Origin of the sequence: Pseudarthrobacter sp. N5 (assembly GCF_050157035.1) — a bacterium.
Taxonomy (GTDB): domain Bacteria; phylum Actinomycetota; class Actinomycetes; order Actinomycetales; family Micrococcaceae; genus Arthrobacter.
This window is the reverse complement of record NZ_CP189593.1, coordinates 483,394-505,057: the sequence shown is the minus strand read 5'-3', so window position 1 is coordinate 505,057 and position 21,664 is coordinate 483,394. Positions and strand designations below refer to the sequence as shown.

General features: G+C 63.7%; 22 protein-coding genes and 4 pseudogenes. 14 read left to right on the top strand and 12 right to left on the bottom strand.

Annotated elements, in window-relative coordinates:
* Positions 1–181 precede the first annotated feature (181 nt).
* From ACQCST_RS02560 to ACQCST_RS02535, 6 genes and pseudogenes are all read left to right on the top strand, one after another.
* Positions 182–1,012 carry an aldo/keto reductase gene (locus ACQCST_RS02560; protein WP_426997794.1) on the top strand — a complete coding sequence of 277 codons (831 nt, stop codon included), beginning with the start codon at positions 182–184 and terminating at the stop codon, positions 1,010–1,012.
* A 146-nt stretch (positions 1,013–1,158) separates the two neighbouring features.
* Complete coding sequence (locus tag ACQCST_RS02555) at positions 1,159–1,425, top strand: GlsB/YeaQ/YmgE family stress response membrane protein (protein WP_426997793.1); 267 nt, start codon at positions 1,159–1,161, stop codon at positions 1,423–1,425.
* A gap of 81 nt (positions 1,426–1,506) precedes the next feature.
* The gene (locus tag ACQCST_RS02550; protein WP_426997792.1) at positions 1,507–2,001 is read left to right on the top strand and encodes a hypothetical protein; all 495 of its coding nucleotides are present in this window, start codon (positions 1,507–1,509) and stop codon (positions 1,999–2,001) included.
* A 77-nt stretch (positions 2,002–2,078) separates the two neighbouring features.
* Positions 2,079–2,462 carry a hypothetical protein gene (locus ACQCST_RS02545; protein ID WP_426997791.1) on the top strand — a complete coding sequence of 128 codons (384 nt, stop codon included), beginning with the start codon at positions 2,079–2,081 and terminating at the stop codon, positions 2,460–2,462.
* A 109-nt stretch (positions 2,463–2,571) separates the two neighbouring features.
* Positions 2,572–3,402: pseudogene (locus ACQCST_RS02540) on the top strand (HNH endonuclease); the annotation flags it as partial.
* Between the two features lie 74 nt (positions 3,403–3,476).
* Positions 3,477–4,663 (top strand): IS3 family transposase gene (locus ACQCST_RS02535; RefSeq protein WP_426997790.1). Its coding sequence is split into 2 segments (ribosomal slippage): positions 3,477–3,738 and positions 3,738–4,663, totalling 1,188 coding nucleotides; the frame shifts between segments, so codons are not numbered across the junction.
* 122 nt (positions 4,664–4,785) lie between these two features.
* Here the strand turns inward: ACQCST_RS02535 and ACQCST_RS02530 are convergent.
* Positions 4,786–5,601 (bottom strand): putative protein N(5)-glutamine methyltransferase, encoded by an 816-nt coding sequence (locus ACQCST_RS02530; protein ID WP_426997789.1) that lies wholly within the window; start codon positions 5,599–5,601, stop codon positions 4,786–4,788.
* 182 nt (positions 5,602–5,783) lie between these two features.
* On the opposite strand from ACQCST_RS02530, the gene ACQCST_RS02525 reads away from it, so the two are divergent.
* Positions 5,784–6,878 (top strand): lactonase family protein, encoded by a 1,095-nt coding sequence (locus ACQCST_RS02525; RefSeq protein WP_426997788.1) that lies wholly within the window; start codon positions 5,784–5,786, stop codon positions 6,876–6,878.
* 161 nt (positions 6,879–7,039) lie between these two features.
* Complete coding sequence (locus tag ACQCST_RS02520) at positions 7,040–8,008, top strand: IS481 family transposase (RefSeq protein ID WP_426996053.1); 969 nt, start codon at positions 7,040–7,042, stop codon at positions 8,006–8,008.
* On the opposite strand, the gene ACQCST_RS02515 is transcribed toward ACQCST_RS02520, so the two are convergent.
* Positions 8,005–9,378, bottom strand: a complete 1,374-nt coding sequence (locus ACQCST_RS02515; protein WP_426997787.1) for a DUF3100 domain-containing protein — start codon at positions 9,376–9,378, stop codon at positions 8,005–8,007. The two genes, ACQCST_RS02520 and ACQCST_RS02515, sit on opposite strands and share 4 nt — an antisense overlap.
* Positions 9,379–9,675: 297 nt before the next feature.
* Between ACQCST_RS02515 and ACQCST_RS02510 the strand changes: the two genes are divergently transcribed.
* Positions 9,676–10,662, top strand: coding sequence for an ornithine cyclodeaminase family protein (locus ACQCST_RS02510; RefSeq protein ID WP_426997786.1), 987 nt, complete (start codon positions 9,676–9,678; stop codon positions 10,660–10,662).
* Positions 10,663–10,714: 52 nt separating this feature from the next.
* On the opposite strand, the gene ACQCST_RS02505 is transcribed toward ACQCST_RS02510, so the two are convergent.
* On the bottom strand, positions 10,715–12,013 hold the full coding sequence (locus tag ACQCST_RS02505; RefSeq protein WP_426999055.1) for a class I SAM-dependent methyltransferase: 1,299 nt from the start codon (positions 12,011–12,013) through the stop codon (positions 10,715–10,717).
* Positions 12,014–12,185: 172 nt separating this feature from the next.
* Positions 12,186–12,860, bottom strand: a complete 675-nt coding sequence (phnE, locus tag ACQCST_RS02500; RefSeq protein ID WP_426997785.1) for a phosphonate ABC transporter, permease protein PhnE — start codon at positions 12,858–12,860, stop codon at positions 12,186–12,188.
* A 194-nt stretch (positions 12,861–13,054) separates the two neighbouring features.
* Between phnE and ACQCST_RS02495 the strand changes: the two are divergent.
* The 4 genes and pseudogenes from ACQCST_RS02495 to ACQCST_RS02480 form a co-directional block, all read left to right on the top strand.
* Positions 13,055–13,168: pseudogene (locus ACQCST_RS02495) on the top strand (sugar ABC transporter ATP-binding protein); the annotation flags it as partial.
* Between the two features lie 47 nt (positions 13,169–13,215).
* A pseudogene (locus tag ACQCST_RS02490) lies at positions 13,216–13,449 on the top strand (PfkB family carbohydrate kinase); the annotation flags it as partial.
* 164 nt (positions 13,450–13,613) lie between these two features.
* Entirely contained in the window at positions 13,614–15,020 is a 1,407-nt protein-coding gene (locus ACQCST_RS02485; protein WP_426997784.1) for an alkaline phosphatase family protein, read from the top strand.
* Positions 14,969–15,157 (top strand): annotated as a pseudogene (locus tag ACQCST_RS02480) (PKD domain-containing protein); the annotation flags it as partial. The gene ACQCST_RS02485 and the pseudogene ACQCST_RS02480, both read left to right, overlap by 52 nt.
* Here ACQCST_RS02480 and ACQCST_RS02475 read toward each other — a convergent pair.
* Positions 15,157–15,312 (bottom strand): hypothetical protein, encoded by a 156-nt coding sequence (locus ACQCST_RS02475; RefSeq protein ID WP_426997783.1) that lies wholly within the window; start codon positions 15,310–15,312, stop codon positions 15,157–15,159. The pseudogene ACQCST_RS02480 and the gene ACQCST_RS02475 overlap by 1 nt on opposite strands.
* A gap of 174 nt (positions 15,313–15,486) precedes the next feature.
* Here ACQCST_RS02475 and ACQCST_RS02470 point away from each other — a divergent pair, with 174 nt between their 5' ends.
* Positions 15,487–15,639, top strand: coding sequence for a hypothetical protein (locus tag ACQCST_RS02470; RefSeq protein ID WP_426997782.1), 153 nt, complete (start codon positions 15,487–15,489; stop codon positions 15,637–15,639).
* Between the two features lie 83 nt (positions 15,640–15,722).
* Here the strand turns inward: ACQCST_RS02470 and ACQCST_RS02465 are convergent, their stop codons facing one another.
* The 7 genes from ACQCST_RS02465 to ACQCST_RS02435 are packed head-to-tail and all read right to left on the bottom strand — an operon-like array spanning position 15,723 to position 21,661.
* A complete protein-coding gene (locus ACQCST_RS02465) occupies positions 15,723–16,811 on the bottom strand; it encodes a HoxN/HupN/NixA family nickel/cobalt transporter (protein ID WP_426997781.1) in 1,089 nt (362 codons plus the stop codon).
* Positions 16,812–17,657, bottom strand: coding sequence for an urease accessory protein UreD (locus ACQCST_RS02460; RefSeq protein WP_426999054.1), 846 nt, complete (start codon positions 17,655–17,657; stop codon positions 16,812–16,814). It lies immediately after the preceding gene.
* 53 nt (positions 17,658–17,710) lie between these two features.
* Positions 17,711–18,325, bottom strand: a complete 615-nt coding sequence (ureG, locus tag ACQCST_RS02455; protein ID WP_426997780.1) for an urease accessory protein UreG — start codon at positions 18,323–18,325, stop codon at positions 17,711–17,713.
* A gap of 18 nt (positions 18,326–18,343) precedes the next feature.
* Entirely contained in the window at positions 18,344–19,033 is a 690-nt protein-coding gene (locus ACQCST_RS02450; protein WP_426997779.1) for an urease accessory protein UreF, read from the bottom strand.
* On the bottom strand, positions 19,014–19,499 hold the full coding sequence (gene ureE, locus ACQCST_RS02445; protein WP_426997778.1) for an urease accessory protein UreE: 486 nt from the start codon (positions 19,497–19,499) through the stop codon (positions 19,014–19,016). Before ureE ends, ACQCST_RS02450 begins: the two co-directional genes overlap by 20 nt.
* Positions 19,500–19,517: 18 nt before the next feature.
* The gene (ureC, locus tag ACQCST_RS02440) at positions 19,518–21,263 is read right to left on the bottom strand and encodes an urease subunit alpha (RefSeq protein ID WP_426997777.1); all 1,746 of its coding nucleotides are present in this window, start codon (positions 21,261–21,263) and stop codon (positions 19,518–19,520) included.
* Entirely contained in the window at positions 21,260–21,661 is a 402-nt protein-coding gene (locus ACQCST_RS02435; RefSeq protein ID WP_426997776.1) for an urease subunit beta, read from the bottom strand. The genes ureC and ACQCST_RS02435 overlap by 4 nt, the downstream gene beginning before the upstream one ends.
* Between the last annotated feature and the right edge of the window lie 3 nt (positions 21,662–21,664).

The window sequence follows — 21,664 nt, the reverse complement described above, 5'->3', positions numbered from 1 at the left end:
GTCGCACACTTAAGGCTCTGGTCAACCACCCTTAAGGTTCTAACGGTCGTTGCAACACCCGGACTTTGGGAGTTGCAACGACCGTGTCGCGTTATCGGAGGTTGGACCCTAGCCGACTGGCTTCTGGCTGCCCGTCGGCTCGGGGCTGGGCAAAGCTCCGTCGATAGGAAAGACTTTCACCATGCCACTCGCACCGCTGATTGAGCTCAACGACGGCCACAGGATTCCGCAAATCGGTCTCGGCACCTGGCCTCTGGACAACCGGCAGGTGAGTGCCGCCGTCGTACATGCAGTGCAGGCCGGGTACCGGCACATCGATACCGCGGTGAAATACGGCAATGAAGCGGGTGTGGGTAACGGCATCCGCGCCAGCGGCGTGGACCGTGCGGAACTGTTCGTGACCACCAAACTCGACGGGGAATTCCAGGGAGAGGAGAGGGCCGTGGAGGGCCTGAACGGCTCACTGAAGCGTCTTGGCCTGGATTACGTGGATCTGCTTCTGATTCACTGGCCGCTCCCCCGGCGTGACGAGTTCGTATCAACGTGGAGGACGTTTGAGCGGCTTCAGGCAGCTGGGAAAGTCAGGTCAATCGGCGTCTCCAACTTCAAACCCGCCCATCTGGACAGGTTGCTGGCTGAGTGTGAGGTGACGCCGGCGATCAACCAGATCCAGCTCAGTCCGTCCATCACACGATCGGCTGCCCTCGCTTACAACGGGCACTACGGGATTGTCACTGAATCCTGGAGCCCCCTGGGTGCCGGAAGCGAACTGCTGGCCGCTCCCGTGCTTGCCCGGATTGCCGCTAAACACGGCAAGTCGCCAGGTCAGATTGTGCTGCGCTGGCACGTCCAGCAGGGGTTGGTTGCCATCCCCAAGTCGGCCAATCCGGAGAGGATGAAGGAGAACATCGACGTCTTCGATTTCGCACTGGATGCCCAGGATCTGGCCGCTTTGGCCACACTCGATGCAGGCCCCGACGCCGGTGTGGATTCTGACGTCCAGGGCCACTGACGGGCGCCTTACGGACCGCTTTCGGTTGGGAATTTCTATTGGCTGCGAGTGGCGAAATTAAACTAAGCATGATTAGTATTAGACTGAAGGATTAAGCGCATTCGGGAACCGGGTGCCTCCTTGAGAAGAGAAGAAGGACCAACATCATGGGATTCTTTGCATTTTTGATTCTTGGACTCATTGCCGGTGCAATCGCCAAGGCGATCCTCCCCGGCAGGCAGGGCGGCGGTATCTTCATGACGCTTCTGCTGGGCGTTGTTGGAGCATTTCTCGGCGGCTGGATCGGTGGCCTGCTGTTCCACACCGGCATCAACGAGTTCTTCTCGCTGTCCACCTGGCTGCTGGCTATTGGCGGCTCCATCATCGTCCTGCTCGTCTACGGCATGATCACCAGGAAGAGCGTTCGCCGCTAAGCGCGGGGCTCAGCTGCGATGGGCCCCGGGATTTACGTCCCGGGGCCCCTTGCTTTTTCATCGAGGAACAAGGAGTCCATCATGAAAGCGAAATTGCTTTTCGGCGCCGGAATCGCGGCAGGATATGTTCTTGGATCGCGGTCCGGACGCGCAGCGTACGACAAGCTCAAGGCCCGGGCCACGGCCCTTTGGCAGAGCGAACCGGTTCAGGACAAGGTTGCCTCCGCTGCGGATGCAATCAAGGAAAAGGCCCCGGAGGTCACGGACCAACTCGGCGAAGCCGCCCGACGGGCCGCCAGCATGATCAGTTCGGCGATGCACCGTGAGGCGTCCGGCACCATCGGTACCAGCGGTACCAGCCACAAAACGGCCGACGACGTCGGCGCACCGGCGGACGGTTCAGTACAGATTGGTTCAGCGCCGGCCCACAGTACGCATCCCGAGACCGTCAATCTGGGTACATCCGACGTCGAATCCGATCCCGCTCTGAACGATCAGTCCGGCCAGGACTGGTCCGGCGAAGGCGGCGCAACGCCGGCAGGGCCCGCCACGAACGTAGACTCCGACAGGCGCTGACCGCGACCATCACCGTGCGTTGACCGGCTGCGAAAGCGTTCGGCCGAAATGTCAGACCCCCTGGGCAGAATTAGTGCATGGAAGCATTCGGGGAGCAGGGCAGCGTGATGACCGGAAGCCGGGCAGCAATGCCTGGCCGGGGCCGCGCTGCTGTTGTGAGTGTTGGCAGACTCGATGGAGCGCTGTGTGGCACCGCCTCCACGGACCATGCGGTCGCTGGCCCTGCTGTGTCCGGCCCCGTGGAGACCGGCGGCGGCACTTTCGTTGGCCTGGACCGTTCCTTGTCGCTCCTGGGCGGGTTGAGGACGACGGCGCCGGATGACCTTGCGCTGGCTGGTGTCCGTAACGCCGCGGACTTCGCCGCCCGGGTCGAGTACATCTCCCGGACCGTGGAATACCTCCAGCTCGTCGGCGCCGGCGCCGGAGACCACATCTGCCGGAGACCAGGTTCCTGCCGATGACGGGTGCCGGAACACGGCCGAGTTCCTCCGGATCCGGCTGCGGATCAGCATCAGAGAGGCGGATTCGCAGATAGACACAGACACGGGCCCGGGGGGAGAAGTGGAAACACGCTCCGGCGCGGACACCGGCTCCGGCAGCGACGGCGCCGGCAGCTGGCCCAACCCAGAGCCCGGCAGCCCGGATCTGGACCGGCGCACCCGCCCACAGAAACTCCTCGACGGCCTCATCGGCGCCTGCAAAACAGCCCTCACCACCGGGACCCTGCCCACCAACGGCGGCCTCCGCCCCGAGGTCATGGTCACCATCAGCTACCAGGACCTCCTCGCCCGGCTCGAACACAAAGCCAACCAAGGGCCCAGGCACACCCGCACCCCCTTCGGCTCCCCGCCCGGAACACCCGGCACAGCCCAGCCACACACAAGCGCAGGCTCAGACGCAAGAACAGGCACAGGCACAGGCACGTTGAGCTTTACCGGGACCGGGACCCGACAACGGCACCCCGGGACCAGGACCACCAGGCCCAGGCACCGGCGCATTCACGTTCACCGGGCCCGTCACAGCATCCACCATCCGGAAAATCGCCTGCGACGCCGACATCATCCCCATCCTGCTCGGCAGCCCCGGCCAGATCATGGACATCGGCCGCAGCACCCGGATCTTCCCGCCCCACATCCGCAAAGCCATCACCGCCCGCGACTAAGGCTGCACCTTCCCCAACTGCACCATGCCCGCACCCTGGTGCGAAGCCCACCACATCTTCTGCTGGTCCCGCGGCGGCACCACCGGCACCGAGAACGGCACCCTCCTATGCAGCAGCCACCACCTCATCCACAAAGAACAATGGACCATCCAAACCCGCAACGGCACACCATGGTTCATCCCCCACCCCACATCGACCCCCGCCAAAAACCACAGAGAAACCGATGCCACCGCGGATGACGCAGTGAGCTGCCGCGGAGTTCTCGGACAGTGGGCCCTCTTAAAATGGGGGTCTACTGAAAGTAGAGATCAGCATGACTGCAGCACGCCGGCGTTTCACCCAGGAGTTCAAAGACGAGTTGTGCCGTGAGGTGATCAACACGTCCAAGCCCATCAAGGACGTTGCCACCACATACGGTGTCGGCCCCGAGACTCTGCGCAATTGGCTGAACAAATACCGCGAGGCCAACGGCGGCACTGAGACGGACCTGACGGTCTCGGAGCGGGCCCGCCTGAAGGAGCTCGAGAGGGAAAATCAGGAGCTGCGCGCGGAGACTCTGTTCCTGAAAAAAGCAGCCGCTTACTTCGCGCGGGAGCAGCGGTAGTGAGCAAGTACGAATACATCGACTCCCAAAAGACTGAGCCCGCCAACCTGAATTCGGTCGTGAAAATGTGCCGCTGGTTGGGAGTCTCAACGTCCGGTTTCTACCACTGGCTGACGCGCCCGCAATCGGCGACTGCCACCCGGCGCAAGGCACTGATAGCGCGGATCCAGCACTATTTTGAGGAGTCCGAAGGAACGTACGGGTATCGCCGAATCCATGCCGACCTCGCGGCGGAACAGATTGAATGTTCGCCCGAGCTTGTGCGGCAGGTCATGCGCCAGGAGGGCCTCCTGGCCTGCCAGCCGCGGCCATTCCGGGCGACCACCGAGGCCGACGCGTTGGCCGCGGCCAACATGCCTGACCTCGTCAAGCGTGACTTCACCGCCACACGTCCCGGGGTGAAGTTCGTCGGCGACATCACTTACATCCACACCTGGCAGGGGTTCATTTACCTGGCCACCGTCATTGACTGCTACTCGAAGAAGAAGGTCGTCGGCTGGTCGATCGCCGATCACATGCGCACTGAACTCGTGGCGGACGCCCTCAACAACGCCGCCGCAACGACCCTGATCGAGCCTGACGCGATCTGGCACTCGGACCGCGGCAGCGTGTATACCTCGGCCGGGTTTCGGGCCTTGGTGACCAGTCTGGGGATGCGCTCATCGATGGGCCGCACGGGCGTGTGTTGGGATAACAGTATGGCGGAATCTTTCTTCTCGATGCTCAAGAACGAGCGTGTTTACCGGACCGTTTACGCCACGAAATCACAAGCACGCAGTGACGTTATCCGCTACATCGAGGGATTTTACAATAGTCGGCGCCGACACTCAGCGCTCGGTTACCGACGGCCTAACGAAGTCCACTATGGTTATCAACAGCCAGCCCTGGCAGCGTAGAAGAATTCACTAATTCCGCTGTCCGAAATCCTCGCGGCAGCTCACAGCGCGGGGCGGGGTGAGCGTCCCGGGCGCGGGCGGTCCGGTCCCGGATCCCTGTCTCGGGCTCGTCCGCGAGCGCCTCAGGACAAAGCGGTCCCGATCACCACGGTGGCATCAAGTTGATCGGAGCTGACAACCCGCGCCCCGAACCTGTTACCGGCCACGATTCCGGAAGTCCTGGCAGCCTGGCGTGCGCTCGTTTCGATCAGCAAGTGACCTCCCGGGGCCAACCAGTCACTGGCTGCTGCGGCAACCCGGCGGTGGATATCCAGTCCGTCCGGGCCGCCGTCCAGCGAGACCCGCGGCTCATGCAGGCGGGCTTCCTGCGGCATGGTGCCGATGGAAGACGTCGGCACATAGGGTGCGTTAACCACCAGCACATCCACCCGGCCCTTCAGGGTTGCCGGAAGCGCATGGTACAGATCCCCTTCGTGGACCCAACCGCCGGCTGGGACAATATTCCGCCGGGCGCAGCGGACGGCATCCGGATCGATATCCGCGGCGTGCAGCTCGATCCCCGCAACAGCCGCGGCCAGAGCGGCGCCCACCGCACCCGAACCGCAACAGAGGTCGACGACGACGGCCCCGGACCTCCCGCCGTCGTCGTCCGCTTTCCCGAGAAGGGGAATTGCCTCCGTGACCAGGAATTCCGTCCGACGGCGCGGAACGAAAACCCCCGGATCCACGGCGATCCTCAGGCCACAGAATTCCGCCCAGCCCAGGATGTGCTCGAGCGGAAAGCCAGCAACGCGGCGCAGCACAGCCGTGGCGAGTTCTGCAGGTGTAAGGGTGGCTTCAATCAGCAGCGCCGCCTCTTCTTCGGCATATACACAGCCGGCAGTGCGGAGTTGCGAAATAATTCCGGAAACGGAAGGGAGTAAGCGGAGAGCAGACATGGGAGCGCCTTTCGATGAACCGACAGGTGCTCCGTGCTTCAACTAGGCCCGGCGGTCCGGACGGCAGAAAGCAGGGAGCACCCTTACTGGTGTTGCGTAAATGGGTCTCACCTCCCTCTGCTGATACTCGAAATCCCATGCTACTGCACGCGCAGCCGAACAATCCTTGGCAGGATGGGATCATGACTCCCGCTGACACTGATGCCCTCATCTGGACTGGTTCCTACACCGCGGACAGCGGCGGCTGCGGCACGGGAATCGGCGCGGTTTCCGCGTCTGCTGACGGGACTGTTGCGTGGCTGGGCACGGCGGTAGAGACCGATTCGCCGTCTTTCCTTGCCGTGCATCCCACCCTGCCGCTGGTATATGCCGTGGGCGAGCGCGCCCAGACGGTCCAGGCCTTCCGCCGTACCGGTCGCTTCGGGCTGGAACCCTTCCGTGAAGCCTGGCCAGCCGGTGAGGCGGCGTGCCACGTGGCAGTTGATCCCGGCGGCCGGTTCCTGGTGGTGGCCTGCTGGGGCGACGGCCAGGTCATTCTGTCTGAACTGCACAACGACGGCGGCATTGCGACCCGCTTCACCGCCGCGCCTTCGATCGACCCTTACGCCCGTGCCCCGTACGAAGGCGAAGGTTCCACCCACGACTCTGAAAAGCCCGACGCCGGCCGGCCGAGCCGCGCACATGCCAGCCTGGTGTTGTCCGATGGCCGCGTAATCACCACGGATCTTGGCCACGATCTGTTGCGGGTATGGAGCTACGTCCCCGGCACCGGGCTGGTGCCGGATCATGAGGTGATACTGCCGGAAGGCAGCGGGCCCCGGCACCTGGTGCAGCATCCCGGCGGCAGCGTCTTTGTGGTGTCCGAGTACTCGATCGAGGTTTTTGTGGTCCGACCTTCCTCGGAAACCGGGAAGTTTGCAGTGACCAGCCAAGGACCAGCCACCTTCGGCGGCGCGTTACCGGACGATGCAGCTGCGGAAATCGCCTTGTCGCCAGACGGCCGGCACGTCTATGCGGGAGTCCGTGGCTCGAACCGGATCAGCGTGCTCACCGTTGAGGACGCCGGTGCCCAGCTTCGGCCCCTGGCGGACATCCCCAGCGGCGGCGACTGGCCGCGGCACCACCTGGTCCGCGACCGCTGGCTCCATGTTGCCCATGAACGTTCCGGCGACGTCACTACCTTTGCACTCGACCCGGCGAGTGGCCTCCCGGTCGGAGCCGCCGGCCCCGACCGACTGGTCAGCGGCTCCCCAACGGCACTCGTTCTGGCCCGCTAGCCCGGCAGCGGGAGCCGCGCACCCAGGGATCTCCTAGACGCCGAGATGCCTAGATGTATTGACCACGGACGTTAGGAACGCTCGGCGTGGTTAGGTGACAAAAAGAAGACCTCCGGGTGGAGTGGGGCTTGTCGAGAGTCCGATCCACAAGGAGGTCTTCAATGTCCCATGCTAATGCGCTCCTCACGCCTAAGGGCAGGCTCCGGCTGGCCCAGTGCGTCGTGGAGGACGGGTGGCCGCTGCGGCGGGCGGCTGAGCGGTTCCAGGTCTCGGTGACGACCGCGGCGCGGTGGGCTGGCCGCTACCGGGAGCGCGGCGAGCACGGGATGGAGGACCGGTCGAGCCGGCCCGTCAGCTCCCCGGGCCGGACGTCCGTGCGGCGGGAGCGGCGGATCGTCGCGCTCAGAGTGAACCGCCGGTGGGGCCCTGCCCGGATCGGTTACCTGCTGGGTATCCACCCCTCCACGGTGCACCGGGTCCTCTCCAGGTTCGGACTGGCAAGGCTGTCGTGGCTGGACCGGGCCACGGGGAGGGTAATCCGCCGCTACGAGCACCAGAACCCCGGAGACCTTGTCCACGTGGACATCAAGAAACTCGGACGTATCCCGGACGGCGGCGGACACCGCACGGTGGGCAGGGCATCCGGCAACCGGAACAAGACCGGCACGGCGGCGAACCGGAGACCGGGCTACGCCTTCCTGCACAACGCGGTCGATGATCATTCCCGGCTGGCCTACACCGAGATCCTCGCCGATGAGAAAAAGGACACCGCGGCCGGGTTCTGGGAACGCGCCAACGCCTACTTCGAATCCTGCGGAATCGTGGTCAAACGGGTCCTGACGGACAACGGCTCCTGCTACCGCTCCTACGCATTCAAAGACGCCCTGGGCCCGGCTATCAAGCACAAGCGCACCCGGCCCTACAGGCCCCAGACCAACGGCAAAGTCGAGCGCTACAACCGCACCATGCTCGATGAGTGGGCTTACGCAAAACCCTATGGATCAGAGGCCGAGCGTGTTGATTCTTTCGCCGACTGGCTCCATCACTACAATCATCACCGAGGCCACACCTCACTCAAAGGTCAGCCACCGGTCACCCGCGTCACTAACCTCTCAGGTCAATACACCTAGACGCCGAGAACCAGCTGTCCCAGGGCCGCGGCTGCGATGAACGACGCGCTGTACGTGAGCAAGGCGACCACAACGATCTTCCAGCTCAACGATCTCAGGGCGCCGATGTCGCGGCCAACGGTCAGCCCGATCAGGGTGAGGGCCGGCAGGCCGATCAGGATCACGTCAAGATGCTGCGTGAGCTCTGCAACCAGGCCTGCCGTCGGCAGGAACGGCGCGGTCAGAATGGTGGTGATGGCCAGTACCCAAACGCTCGATGGGACCGAGGGCAGTAGACGGGACAGCCGGAAAGACAATCCCGTGAGCAGCAGCAGGACCAGTATCCCGAGGACATCCGATCCGGCAAAATTCCTGGTTCCCGCAAAGTTCATCAGCAAGGCCGATGCCCCCACGATTGCGTACGCGAGAATCGTGACTTTTGGCGTGATCTTCAGGGGCGGATCGATTTCCACGGAAAGCTGGACCTTCTTTTCGGCACGGGCCGGGCCGGCCTGGCGGTTCTTGGGTTCCGCTTTGCGGGTTGACCGGCCATCGTCATCCCTCCGCAGGACTCGGCTCCAAAACCTGTAGAGGCCGCGGCACATGGGCAGGGAGAGGAAAACGCCTGCATAGAACCCCACGATGTTGGTCACCAGGTTGGAGAGCGCTGCGAGGGCCATGATTTCACCGGCCTGCCCGGGATACAGCAGGGACAGCGCACCTACGCCGCCGAGCATCATGGACGCAGAGCCAAGCCCCAGGCCAAGCGCGAGGGCCCGCGGATCGAAGATATCCAGGCCACCGAGGAAGCCCGCCAGCAGCGAGATGAACACAGCACCGAACAGGCTGCCGAGCAGCCACACGGAAAAGACTCCGCGGTACTCACCGGAACGGACCCCGAACTTCTGGATGGCGTAGGCGAGGAAGGATTCGCGGTCGATGGACCACGTGGCGCCAATGGCCACCCGGCCAAGTCCCAGCGCTACCGCGACGGGCAGGGCAATGATCACGGTTCCGAAGATGTGACCCACTTCCTGCAGCATGATTGCCGGGCCGATCTCCGCGAACTTTCCCAGTGAGGGGCCGATCTGGGTGCCAAGCCGCGCGAGGAAAACGATGATCCCGATTTCGAGCAGAAGCGTGGCAACGGCACGGCTGGAACCGGACAGCGGGCGGATGCGCTGCGTACCTACGAGCCCGCCAATGACGACCGCCCAAATAATGGGAAAGAGAACAACTGCGGCGGGGCCCAGTTGGAACTTGTGCGTGCCGATGAGCACCGCGGCCACGGAGATGATGGCTGAGAGGGCAATCACCGTCACCCAATGCTTCCGCGTGATCAGTTGCTTTGTTGGGACGGCTTCTTGCGCCAACGGAGTATTTTGAGCCATTCGAATCACTGTCCTGGGTTGTGGGGAGATCCGGAGCGTGATGAGGCCGGAGTCAGTGCTGGGGAAATGCCGCCAATCTTGTATACCAGATGATAATAGTGGACAATGAGTGAGATGTAAATCACTTATATTTCCGAGCAATATCAAGAGCCGTCTTCCTCTTCGGTCTCATCAGTAGCGAAGATGGGATACCAAAAGACGATTTGGATCTGCACGGATCATCCGTATGCCGTGGCTCCTGGCCACCCGGCAAGAGGAAGTTCCCACTCCTCGTTTCAGCACATCTAAGGCCTGCACATGACACTCATCCTCAGCGCGTCCCAACTCGATTCACTGGCTGATATGCCAGCTACCATTGCCGCCGTCGAACGCGCCTTCGGCGACATGGCGCGCGGCACCGCCTGCCAGCCCGCGCCCAGTTCCCTTCATCTGGCCTCATCCGATGCCCGGTTCCTGCCGATGAGTGCCCTCGCGGACGTCGAGCAGCTGGCTGCAGTCAAACTGCTGTCCGATATTCCGGCCAACAGGAATGTTGGATTGCCCACCCAGCGGTCCACCATCATGCTGGTCTCGCAAATCACCGGCGAGACCCTGGCCATCCTTGACGGGCGTGTCCCCACCCGTGTGCGAACCGCCGCGGCCAGTGCTGTGGCAACAAAACTGCTGGCCCGGCCCCGCAGCACCACACTGGGCCTGGTGGGTGCGGGCGCCCTGGCGGTGGCACATGTGCAAGCCATCCTGGCTGTCCTGCCGATCAGGGACATCGTGGTGTGGTCCAGGACTGCCGATACCAGCCTCAAGTTCCGCCAGGCAATCGAGCACCACGGGCTGAACGTCGTCCAGGCTGCGTCCGCCGAGGAAGTGGTTCGATCCGCGGATGTTGTGTGCACCCTTACTCCGGCTACGGAGCCCGTGGTCCGGGGCCGCTGGTTCCGCCCCGGACAGCACTTCAATGCGGTGGGCTCCAGGCCCCGTCCGGACCACCGCGAAATCGACTCGGAAGGCATGGCGCGGGCCAGGGTCTTCGTGGACAGCCTCTCAACCGCGATCGAAAAGTCAGGGGCACTCATCATTCCGGTCAGCGAAGGCGCCATGTCCTTCGGCGACGTTGTGGCGGAGATCGGCCATGTTGCGGCCGGTGCCCATCCTGGCCGAACCGGCGACGATGAAATCACCCTGTTCAATTCCGTGGGCATCGGACTCCAGGATCTCGCTATCGGCCGGCTACTCTACGACAAGGCACTCGAACAGGGCCTGGGAACCGAGCTGGACCTCAGCAGCTAACCACAGGCTGCGGCCCAGCTGGAGTATCCGCCCAGCTGGAAAACCGGGCCCGTCAGATCCAGCCGTTCCGGCGCAGCGGCGGTTCGGAGCCGCCTGTGCCACCGGTGCCGCCGGGGCGCTGCACCAGCACCTGGTTGACGCCCGTAATTCCAGCCTCGAAACCCAGGGCACTCGCGGCCATGTAGAGCCGCCACACCCGGGCCCGTCCAATGCTGGTGAGCTTGACGGCTTGATCCCAGTGTTCCTCCAGATTCCGCACCCAGGCCCGGAGGGTCAGCGCGTAGTGCGGGCGCAGAGCCTCGACGTCGAGCACTTCCAGTCCGCCGGATTCGAGTGCGCCGATCATTTCGGTGAGCCCAAGCATCTCGCCGTCTGGAAACACATACCGCGGGATGAACGAGTCAGGGTCCGGGCTGGTGGGTCCGGCGTTCCAGGAGATGGCGTGGTTAAGCAACCGGCCCCCGGGCCGCAACAGGCCGTGAAGCTGCGAGACGTAGTGCGGGGTCTGCTCGCGGCCGACGTGCTCGGACATGCCGATTGAGCTGATCGCATCGAACGGACCGTCGTCAACATCCCGGTAGTCCTGGATCCGGATGTCCACGAGTTCAGTCAACCCGGCGTCGGCCACCCGCTTGCGTGCCAGTTCCGCTTGCTCGGCGGAGAGCGTCACCCCGACCACGTTGACCCCGTAGCGCTGCGCTGCATGGAGGGCAAAGCTGCCCCAGCCGCAGCCCACATCCAGCACCCGCATTCCGGGCTGCAGCCCCAGCTTGCGGCAGACCAGATCGAGTTTGGCGTCCTGGGCGGCGTCCAGACCGGTGCGCTCGTCGTTCCACACCGCGCAGGAATAGACCATCGACGGGCCAAGAACGAGGGCGTAAAAGTCGTTGCCGACGTCGTAGTGGTGCGAGATCGCCGCGGAGTCGCGGTTCTTGGAATGACGCCGGCCGTGACGGCCGACGTGCGCTTCCTCCGGCGGCGGGGCCGGATTCGGTCCGAGCGCGCCGAGCCGGACAGCAGTCTTGAGCAACGTCAGGAGTTCGCGTGCCGTCAGCGGGCGGAACGGGCCGGCCTCGGCGAACTTGCCGACGGAGCTCAGTGCGGTGAAGCTCGCGAAGATGTCGCCAGGAGCATCAATTTCCCCGGCCACGTACGCGCGGCTCAGGCCGAGCTGCCCGGGCGACCACAGGATTCGGCGCAGGGCCCGCCGGGATCGGAACTCGATGACCGGGGCGCCCGCCGGGCCGGCTTCCGAGCCGTCCCAGGCGCGCAGCCGCAAAGGGATCTCGTCGGCGCCCATGACGATCGCCAGCGCCCCAGCAAGCCGTGATGCCACATCCGTTTTCGTCATGTTCATTGCCCCTCCCGGCGCCGGCGACAGGATGGACGGCCCGGCGCTGTAGCCGCCCATTTGCTAGAACCCTATACCCGTCCGGTGACGGTGCGTCCGGTGCCGGTGCGTCCGGTGCCGGTGTGTCCGGCAAGTCCCGCCGCTCGACGGCGCCGTGAACAGCTGCCATGCCTCAGGCAGCCAGCCGCCGGCGGATCCACGCGGAAAACTGATCCACCACGATGATCAGCACCAGCACGATGATGATGTGCGTGAGCATTGCATCGAAGCGGAAGGACTTGATGGCCTGGTTAATGAGCAGGCCGATGCCGCCTGCCCCCACCAACCCCAGTACAAGCGAGGACCGGACGTTTACATCGAAGCGGTACAGCAGCAGCCCCACGAACTGCGGCACCACCATGGGCAGGGTGGCATTCGCGACTTGCTGGACCCGGTTGGCACCGGCGGCACGCAAAGCCTCCTGCGGTCCGCCGTCGATCTCTTCCATGGACTCAGCCCAGAGCTTACCCATCACCCCGGTGTTGTGGCAGATCAGGGCCAGCACACCAGCGAACGGCCCGAGCCCAACTGCCGTCACGAAGATCAGCGCGAACACGATGTCCGGGACGGCGCGGAAGAAGGACAGTACGGACCTGGCCGCCTGGTACACCAGGCGGTTCGGGGTGGTGGTGTTGGCGGCAAGCGCGGCGAGCAACAATGCGCTGGGCACCGATAGCGTGGTACCGAGCAGGCCGATCCACAGCGTCACCAGGGTTGCGTCAAGGCCAGGTTTGATGGTCTTGTCCCAGTTCAGGTCCGGCGGGAAGGCATCGGCCACGAACGCGGCCAGGCCCTTCCAGCCCTCCACCAGCTGCCCGGCTGGAAGTCAGTCCCTGCCGTAGTCGGCACTGATGTGTTCCTGGGAGGCTGCCTCGTCCCGGTAGACCTCGAAAACGAAGTACTCCCGGGGGTTGGATTCACGCGTGTGGCCAGAAAGAGCTCATTGCCCGGCTCCCTGCGCACTTGTTCGGCGAGCTCGCCCATCATCTTCGCGACCCTGTTCTGGCGGACAGAATGCACATTCAACGCCTCGGCAAGTGCGCTGCGACCATCACGCCGCAGCCGCACAGCATGACCGACGCGGTGGCCATCATGACGAGTGCCGCCACAGGCTGAGCGGCCCGGCACCTTCTACTATCCCCGCCCGTTCTCCGTCCGCGGACCTGCCTGCAGGTCCGCGGACGGCTCCAAGAAAGACAGCAAAATGCACCGGCCCCTCTCGGCCGGCAAACGTTGCGGACGGACTCGTCGTCGGCGAAGCCCTCATCGATGTTGTCAGTTCCCCCGAACGGCACACTGAATACCCCGGTGGATCGCCGGCAAACGTTGCGTACGGACTCGGGCGGCCGGGGGTCAGCACCGCGCTACTCACCGCCATCGGAGATGACAAATACGGGGGCTGCCATACCGGCCTTCGCATTTAGCCACGGTTAGGGTGGCCTAAGGATCCCCAATGCGGAGGGCCAGTTAACTTCATGAGCCAACCTCTTGACAGTGGCGCTTCACGCGGACAGAGTTCAAAGGTAAGGTCTCGGAATTACGGTCCGGTGAAGGGAATGCCATGCCGAGACGTCATATCCTCGCTTTGCTCACGACGGTGGCTTTGGCCGGCCTGGTGGCTCTTGGCCTCGTCCCCGTGCGGGCAGTCGCTGCATCAACGACCCTCACGCTCAACGCGGTTGCCGACACCTACGTTTCCAAGCATTCGCCCGACAGCAATTATGGTCTTGCGACGTCCTTGTCGGTTTCGCATAACTCCTACCATGTCTTGTTAGGGTTCGACGTTTCACTGCCCACCGGAAGCAGCATCACGGATGTGAGTCTGAGGGTCTATTCAACGTCAGCGGTGAACAGCAGCCTCATTGTGCATCCATCCAGTAACGACTGGGGGGAGACGACTGTCACCTATGCGAACCAGCCTGATTGGCAAGCTGCGGAGCTTTCTCGATCGGGAATGCTGCCCACCGGCGGGTATGTAGGTGCAACCTTGCCCGTCAGTTCCATCGCCGGCTCGGGCCCCGTTAGTTACGGCCTGAACACAACTGCAGGGGTGCTAGGCAGCTTGGCCTCCCGTGAGACAGCCAATCCGCCGCAACTCCTGATAACCTACTTGCCGCCTTCACCGACGCCGACGGAGACCGGGACGCCTTCGCCGACCCCCACAGAGACCGGGGTTCCTGCTTTCGATCACATTGTTGTTGTGACTTATGAAAACACCTCTTATCAGAATATTATCGGTAGTGCTAATGCGCCGTACATCAATAGCTTGGCCGGATCGGGCGCAAACCTAACTGAAATGTATGCGGAAACGCACCCTTCACAGCCGAACTATCTGGACTTCTTCGGTGGGGCAAATCAGGGGGTCGTTGATAATACTGGCGCGCCGTACCAATTCACTACCGAAAACATCGCACACCAGCTTATTGCGGCGAGTAAGACGTTCGGCGCCTATGCCGAAGGGCTCCCATCCAGCGGGTATCTTGGCGGCGATACTAACGGCTACGTTATCCACCATGCGCCATGGGTGAACTGGACTAACTACCCAGCAACCGTAAGTCACCCCTTCACCGACTTCCCGACAGACTTTACACAATTGCCCACAGTTGCGATGGTGGAGCCGAACAACTGCAATAGCATGCATGACTGTTCCATAGCTACGGGAGATACATGGCTGAAGACCAACCTTGACGGCTACGCCCAGTGGGCAAAGTCCCACAACTCACTGCTTATCGTCACGTGGGATGAAGATGACACTACTGACAACAACCATATTGCAACCGTGTTGAATGGCGCCAACGTGGTAACGGGGGCATATGCGCAGGCCACGAACCATTATGGGCTGCTTGGTCTGATTGAAGACGCAAACAAGCTGGGACGCGTGGCGAATTCGACAACAGCTGCTGCAATTACGGCACCATTCACAACGGCGACAACGGCGACACCGTCGCCCACTCCGACGCCGACATAGACCGCGACGCCTTCGCCCACAGCGACCTTCACCGCGACACCTCGACCAGCTCACCGACCTCATGGTTCTGGGACTTCGGTGATGGCACCGCGTCAACGGCGCAGAACCCCACGCACACCTACTCCACCGCCTGCACCTACACGGCGAAACTTACCGCCACCAACAGCGGCGGCTCAACATCCGCCACCGCGGATCTGAACCCCTCGATGGCTTCTGTCCCGGCTGGCTGGACCGCCATCGTGAACGCCCTGGGCATCACCAGCTCCTCGACCTCCGGTGCACGGGCGTTCACCTACTATCACGTCGTGGGCTCGTCCGACCCGGCAAGTTACGCCTGGGCATTGAGTGCAGCCGTGAAGTGGGGCGCCGGAGGGACTGCGTACCGGGGCGTCAACACCACCATGCCCCTGGACAGCCCTGTCGCCACGCCAGTCAGCACGACCTACACGGCCAGGGAGATATCGGCGTGGGGCTGCCCGCAATGGAAAACATGGGCTGGATGGCATCAATGGCCGCGGCCATAACAGTGAGCCGCCCGGGAGCCAACCCGCCAACGGCCGAAGAGCTGCTGGCCGGTGTCCCGGGGCATCAGGATACGGCCAACGCCGGAGTCCGTTGAAGGTCAAGACCAACCACTAGCGGACCTGGCATGCGCACTTGAGCGGCCCTCAGGCGCAGAGCGGGCCCCCTTCACGAGGTGCTTCAGGCCCTGCGTACCCGACGCCGCAGCGCAGCCGAACCCCACACTGCAGCCGCTCCCCACACGGCCAGCAGCACGGCCACGAGCAGAAGCCCTGCTTCGCCCAGGTCAATGCCGCCGAGCCAGGTAGTCACAGGATCCTGCAGCCCGAACGCTGCGTTGAAGAAGCCGCCCAGGGTGATGACCGAGACGAACAGGGCGGACAGTGCTGAAATTCCAGTAATCAGGGCGTTGAAGCCGAGTTTCCGCTGAGGGCTGAGGATGGCGGAGCTGTACATCCGCATCATGGCCACACCATTCAGGGAATCGCAGAGCGTCATGGCGGCTGTGAACGCGAGCGGGAGGGCCATGAGGGCGAGCGGCGAAACGCCGGCCAGCGCGGCCGCCGTCGTCACCACCAGCAGGCCGATGGTAGTGGCGGTATCAAAACCCAGCCCGAACAGGAACCCGATCACGTAGATGTTCCGCGGGCGCTGCACCCTCGCCAGCGGTTTGGTGAGCAGCCTCGCAATGAAGCCCGTTGCTTCGAGATCTTCGACGGCGATTCTGCCGCCGCCCTGCGCCTTCCGGTACACCTGCGCCGCGCGCAAGAACGCCGATCCGTTGAATACCCCCATGGCCAGCAGGAACAGCCCGGAAACGCCGCTGCCGATCAGGCCCAGCACCAGATTGCCGGTGGTGCCTTCCTGCATGAACTGCCCAATTACCGAGGCGCCGGCAACCACCAGGACGCCGGACAGGATCACCACGGAGCTGTGGCCCAGGCTGAACGCGAAGCCCACGCTCACCGGGTCCTTCCCCTGCGCCACGAACTTGCGGGTGGAGTTGTCAATCGCGGCGATGTGGTCCCAGTCGTAGCTGTGTTTGATGCCGGCCAGGTACGCCGTCAGCACCAAGCCCAGAGCGAGCGGTTGTCCGCCATCCGTGGTCCCGGAGGGAAGGATTCCGAATCCCCTGACGCCGGCAATCAGAAGTACGACGGCGGCCGCGTGCAATACGGCGACGGCACCGAAGGTGAAGAGCAGACGGGTCTTCAGCGGAAGGTACTCCCGCTGCCGGTACATGGTGGCAAATTCTGCCAGCGTTGCCATTCAGTACTTCCTCAGGTTCAGGGGCTCCCGGCCATACCAGCGTTCCCGAAGGAGGCTTGTGCAGGCGCCGAGCAAGCGGTTGAGTTCTTCTGTGCTGTTGGAAAGGGACCGCAGGACGAGCCCCGTGGTGCCGCCGATGCTCGGGGTGAGGGACACACCGGTGTAGGCGCGGTGCCCGGTGGTGAGCGCGTGGAGTTCGTCCGCGAGCGCCTGGTCCACGCGCGGATCCACCACAATCAGTGAGCCCAGATGGCTGTACCCTTCCATAAAAGCCATGCCGGTCACGTCCGTGGCGGTGGGACGGATGAGCAGGTTGTCCAGGGCCAGCAGCGTGGACCCCGCGGTCCCTTCAGGGTGCGCGGTTTCCACCTGGATTTGGTTCCGCAGCCGCAGTTCCTCGTACAGGAACGCCGTGCCGTCCGGCGACCAGCCCGGTGTAATGACTTCAGCCATGATGAGGCTCGACGACGGGCGCACAGTGATGTGGGTGTTCTGCCGGTAGCTGGCCTCCCGGTAGGCGATCAGCTGGTCCGGTGCAAGCTCCAACTGCGAGCCCTCCCCCAGCCGCAAATTCATCCGTTGCTCGGCAAACGACCCCGGAGTGCGGTAGATCTTGGTAGCCGACTGCGTGGTCAATAGCAGCTTCGCCCCCGCCTCCACCTCAACGTCAATAAGGTAAAGATCAGCCCCAAGATAAGCCCCGCCAGGATTGATCATCACATAACAAACCTGCCCGCTCTGATCCAGGTAATGCGGCCGCAAAACCCTCAAGGCGCCCCGGTGAAACTGACGCACGGCCACTGACCGTCCCGCCCGCTGACCGATGCGCAAGGTGAGCTCCCCCATAGGCGCGGCGCCGGGTCGGGCATCAGCAGCCGGACCCAAGTCGAGGATCGTCTTCACGCGAGGTCGAGCATCAGGACATCGCGCCGCATCCACTCGATCACCTTGTCCAGCCCCTCGTCCGTCTTGAGGTTGGTGAAGCAGAACGGCTTCTCGCCCCTGAATTCGCGCGAGTCCCGCTCCATGACGGAGAGGTCCGCTCCAACGTGCGGAGCCAGGTCCGTTTTGTTGATGATGAACAGATCGGCCTTGATCATGCCTTGGCCGGCTTTGCGCGGGATCTTTTCCCCCTGGGCGACGTCGATGATGTAGATGGAGAAGTCCACCAGCTCGGGACTGAAGGTGGCGGAGAGGTTGTCCCCGCCGGATTCCACGAAGATCACCTGCAGGTCCGGGTGGCGTTCCTTGAGCTCGGCAATGGCTGCGTCGTTCATCGAGGTGTCTTCACGGATGGCAGTGTGCGGGCAGCCGCCGGTTTCGACGCCGATGATCCGGTCCAGCGGCAGAATGCCGTTGGCGGCCAGGATCTTGGCGTCCTCGATGGTGTAGATGTCGTTGGTGATGGCAGCCACGGAGATTTCCCGGCTCAGGTGCCGGGTGAGGCGTTCCACCAGCTGGGTTTTGCCGGCGCCTACCGGGCCGCCGATGCCGATCTTGATGGGTTCAGACATGTGTCCTCCTGAATAGTGTTAGCTCATGAACATGCGGGCGCGTTGTCGCTCGTGCCGCATCTGTGAAATTTCAAGTCCGGGACTCACGGCCCCAAAGTCGTCCAGCGTCAGCCCGCGTACGTGCTCGACGGCGGCAGCGACGTCGTCGGACGCCTGGCGCAGCACCCGCTGGCCCGCGTTCTGGCCCAGCGGGATGGCGCGGACGGCGTTCTGTGTCAACGAGGTGACCGCGGCGAAAAGGTATGCGGTGAGGGCCTCTGGCAGCGGGACGCCCAGCGAGCGCGCGACGACGGCGAACGCAAGCGGCTGATGGCCGGCGGCGCGGCCGGTGCCCACCAGCTGCCGGTACTGCTCCAGCTCCGCAGACGGGAACACCTCGCCGCCGATTTCCAGCAGCCGGGTGCCCATCTTGATGCTGGCCTCGCGCAGCTGGCGGGGCAGCAACTGGGCCGTCATCAATCCATCCAGCTCCTCGAGTCCGTGACCCTCGTACATCAACCGGATGGCCAGCGCGTCGGAGTACGTCAGCTGCTGGCCGATAAAGGCAGTCAGCCAGGTCCCGAAGGTGCCCTCGTTATGCACCATCCCGCGATCGATGTAGGTCTCGAAGCCGAGCGAGTGTGCAAACGCCCCGGTGGGCAACGCGGAATCGGTCAGCTGCTGCAGGGCGAGCTGGTAGGACACGGGCTCAGTGCGTGTGTTCGGCATGGCGGAAGGGCACCGGCATGACCCGCTCCCGGCGGTTGTAGGGGACGTCGACGTGTTTGAGGTAGTCCTCCACCGTGTGGTCGTACTGGCACACCATCACCTCGGCAGCGTACTCCGAGGAGGAGCCAAAGAACTGTGCCTGCAGGTGCCGGTTGCCCAGGGAATGGGCCACCACGCCCATTTCGTGGATGGTCCGCGGCGCGATCACCAGGACGTCAGTGGGCAGTACCGAGACCACAATCATGTTGGCCTCGGCCACATGCAGGATGTCGCCGTCGCGCAGGTCCCCGGAACCCGCAGGCAGCCGGATGCCCAATTCCTTGCCATGGTCCGTGGTGACCCGCTGGATGCGCTTGACCAGTTGGGCGCTGGGGAGCACTACCTTTTCCTGGTGGAGGCCGGCGAAGGCTTCGGCTTCAGGCGCCGGCAATTCGTGCAGGTTGCCCAGGATTTTTTCGATAATCATGTTGTCCTCCTGAAAGGCTTAGAAGAGGAAGTAGCGCTGCGCCATGGGCAGCACATCGGAGGGTTCACAGGTGACTTCCTGTCCGTCCACCGTGACCTTGTACGTTTCCGGATCCACCACAATGTCCGGGGTTTCGCCGTTGTATTTCAGCTCGGATTTGGTGAGCGTGCGGATCCCGGAAACGGGCCGGATGATCCGCTCCAGGCCCAGCTCAGCCGGAACACCGGCCTCAATGGCGGCCTTGGACAGGAAGGTGATGGAGGACTGTGCCAGCGCCTTCCCGTAGGTGGCGAACATTGGGCGCATGGTGCGCGGCTGAGGGGTGGGAATGGAGGCGTTGGCGTCCCCCATCAGGGCGTAGGCGATCTGCCCGCCCTTGAGCACCAGCTCCGGCTTGACGCCGAAGAACGCCGGGTCCCACAGCACCAGGTCCGCGAACTTGCCCACCTCGATGGAGCCGATGGAGTCCGCCATGCCCTGCGCGATGGCCGGGTTGATGGTGTATTTCGCCACATACCGTTTCAAGCGGAAGTTGTCGCTTTCCTGGCCTGCTCCAAGAACAGAACCGTGAGCCCCGCCGTCGGGGTCCTTCAGGACGCCGCGCTGCTTTTTCATCTTGTCAGCCACCTGCCAGGTGCGGGTGACCACCTCGCCCACGCGGCCCATGGCCTGCGAGTCCGAGGAGGTGATGGCGAAAATGCCCATGTCCTGCAGCACGTCCTCGGCGGCGATGGTCTCGGCGCGGATGCGCGAGTCGGCGAACGCCACGTCCTCCGGGATGTCCGGATTCAGGTGGTGGCACACCATCAGCATGTCCAGGTGCTCTTCGATGGTGTTGCGGGTGTACGGCAGGGTGGGGTTGGTGGATGCCGGGAGTACGTTGGGCAGACCCGCGATTTTGATGATGTCCGGGGCGTGGCCGCCGCCGGCGCCTTCGGTGTGGAACGTGTGGATGACCCTGCCGGCAATGGCCTTGATGGTGTCTTCCACGAAGCCGCACTCGTTCAGCGTGTCTGTATGGATGGCCACCTGGACGTCGTACTCGTCTGCCACCTTGAGCGACATGTCGATGGACGAGGTGGTGGCGCCCCAGTCCTCATGGACCTTCAAACCGATGGCGCCTGCCCTGATCTGTTCAGCCAGCGGCTCGACGGCGGAGGCGTGCCCCTTGCCCAGGATGCCGATGTTGATGGGCAGTCCTTCGGCAGCCTGCAGCATGCGGGAGATGTGCCATTTGCCGGGGGTCACGGTGGTGGCCTTGGTGCCGTCGGCCGGCCCCGTGCCGCCGCCCACCATGGTGGTGACGCCGCTGCACAGTGCCGTGGGCACCTGGTCCGGGGAAATGTAGTGGATGTGGGTGTCGATGCCGCCGGCCGTCAGGATCTTCCGCTCGCCGGCAATGATCTCCGTGCTGGCGCCGATCACGATGTCCACGCCGTCGGTGATCTGAGGGTTGCCGGCCTTGCCGATCCTGAAGATATGGCCGTCCCTGAGCGCCACGTCGGCTTTGTAGATGCCGGTGTAGTCCAGCACCACCACGTTGGTGATCACGGTGTCAGGCACATCCTCGTCCCGGGTCAGCTGGCCGTTCTGGCCCATGCCGTCGCGGATCACTTTGCCGCCGCCGAACACCACCTCCTCGCCATAGAGGGTGAGGTCCTTCTCAACCTCAAGGAAGAGTTCGGTGTCGGCCAGGCGTATGGCATCACCGGTGGTAGGGCCGTACAGGTCCGAGTACTGCGTGCGGGAGAGTTCAAAGCTCATTTTCCGGTCCCTTCAGCCGTGGCGGTTGCCGTGGCAGTAGCAGGTGCCGTGCCGGCGTCGGGTGCTGTGCTGGCGGCCGGTGCCGTCCCGCCGTCGAGCTTTCCGTTGACCGCGTCGCTGAGCCCGTACACCTCACGGCTGCCGGCCAATTCGATGAGCCGGATGGTCTTGCGGTCCCCCGGTTCGAAGCGGGCCGCGGTACCTGCGGGAATGTCCAGCCGGCGGCCGTGCGCTGCCGCGCGGTCAAAGTTCAGCGCTGCGTTGGCTTCGGCAAAGTGGTAGTGCGAGCCCACCTGGACCGGGCGGTCACCGGTGTTGACAACCTCGACGGCGATCGCCTCGCGCCCGGCGTTGCAGACGACCGGTTCGGGGCTGAGAACGTACTCTCCTGGAATCATCGG

Bases quoted from the DNA above. Each gene is read 5' to 3' on its own strand.
- ACQCST_RS02450 (WP_426997779.1), bottom strand. From the start codon at position 19,033: ATGCCGAACACACGCACTGAGCCCGTGTCCTACCAGCTCGCCCTGCAG.
- ACQCST_RS02460 (WP_426999054.1), bottom strand. From the start codon at position 17,657: ATGGGGGAGCTCACCTTGCGCATCGGTCAGCGGGCGGGACGGTCAGTG.
- ACQCST_RS02550 (WP_426997792.1), top strand. From the start codon at position 1,507: ATGAAAGCGAAATTGCTTTTCGGCGCCGGAATCGCGGCAGGATATGTT.
- ureE (WP_426997778.1), bottom strand. From the start codon at position 19,499: ATGATTATCGAAAAAATCCTGGGCAACCTGCACGAATTGCCGGCGCCT.
- ACQCST_RS02530 (WP_426997789.1), bottom strand. From the start codon at position 5,601: ATGTCTGCTCTCCGCTTACTCCCTTCCGTTTCCGGAATTATTTCGCAA.
- ACQCST_RS02560 (WP_426997794.1), top strand. From the start codon at position 182: ATGCCACTCGCACCGCTGATTGAGCTCAACGACGGCCACAGGATTCCG.
- ureC (WP_426997777.1), bottom strand. From the start codon at position 21,263: ATGAGCTTTGAACTCTCCCGCACGCAGTACTCGGACCTGTACGGCCCT.
- ACQCST_RS02515 (WP_426997787.1), bottom strand. From the start codon at position 9,378: ATGGCTCAAAATACTCCGTTGGCGCAAGAAGCCGTCCCAACAAAGCAA.
- ACQCST_RS02520 (WP_426996053.1), top strand. From the start codon at position 7,040: ATGTCCCATGCTAATGCGCTCCTCACGCCTAAGGGCAGGCTCCGGCTG.
- ACQCST_RS02505 (WP_426999055.1), bottom strand. From the start codon at position 12,013: ATGACGAAAACGGATGTGGCATCACGGCTTGCTGGGGCGCTGGCGATC.
- ACQCST_RS02485 (WP_426997784.1), top strand. From the start codon at position 13,614: ATGCCGAGACGTCATATCCTCGCTTTGCTCACGACGGTGGCTTTGGCC.
- ACQCST_RS02465 (WP_426997781.1), bottom strand. From the start codon at position 16,811: ATGGCAACGCTGGCAGAATTTGCCACCATGTACCGGCAGCGGGAGTAC.
- ACQCST_RS02525 (WP_426997788.1), top strand. From the start codon at position 5,784: ATGACTCCCGCTGACACTGATGCCCTCATCTGGACTGGTTCCTACACC.
- ACQCST_RS02510 (WP_426997786.1), top strand. From the start codon at position 9,676: ATGACACTCATCCTCAGCGCGTCCCAACTCGATTCACTGGCTGATATG.
- ACQCST_RS02545 (WP_426997791.1), top strand. From the start codon at position 2,079: ATGGAAGCATTCGGGGAGCAGGGCAGCGTGATGACCGGAAGCCGGGCA.
- ACQCST_RS02555 (WP_426997793.1), top strand. From the start codon at position 1,159: ATGGGATTCTTTGCATTTTTGATTCTTGGACTCATTGCCGGTGCAATC.
- ACQCST_RS02435 (WP_426997776.1), bottom strand. From the start codon at position 21,661: ATGATTCCAGGAGAGTACGTTCTCAGCCCCGAACCGGTCGTCTGCAAC.
- ureG (WP_426997780.1), bottom strand. From the start codon at position 18,325: ATGTCTGAACCCATCAAGATCGGCATCGGCGGCCCGGTAGGCGCCGGC.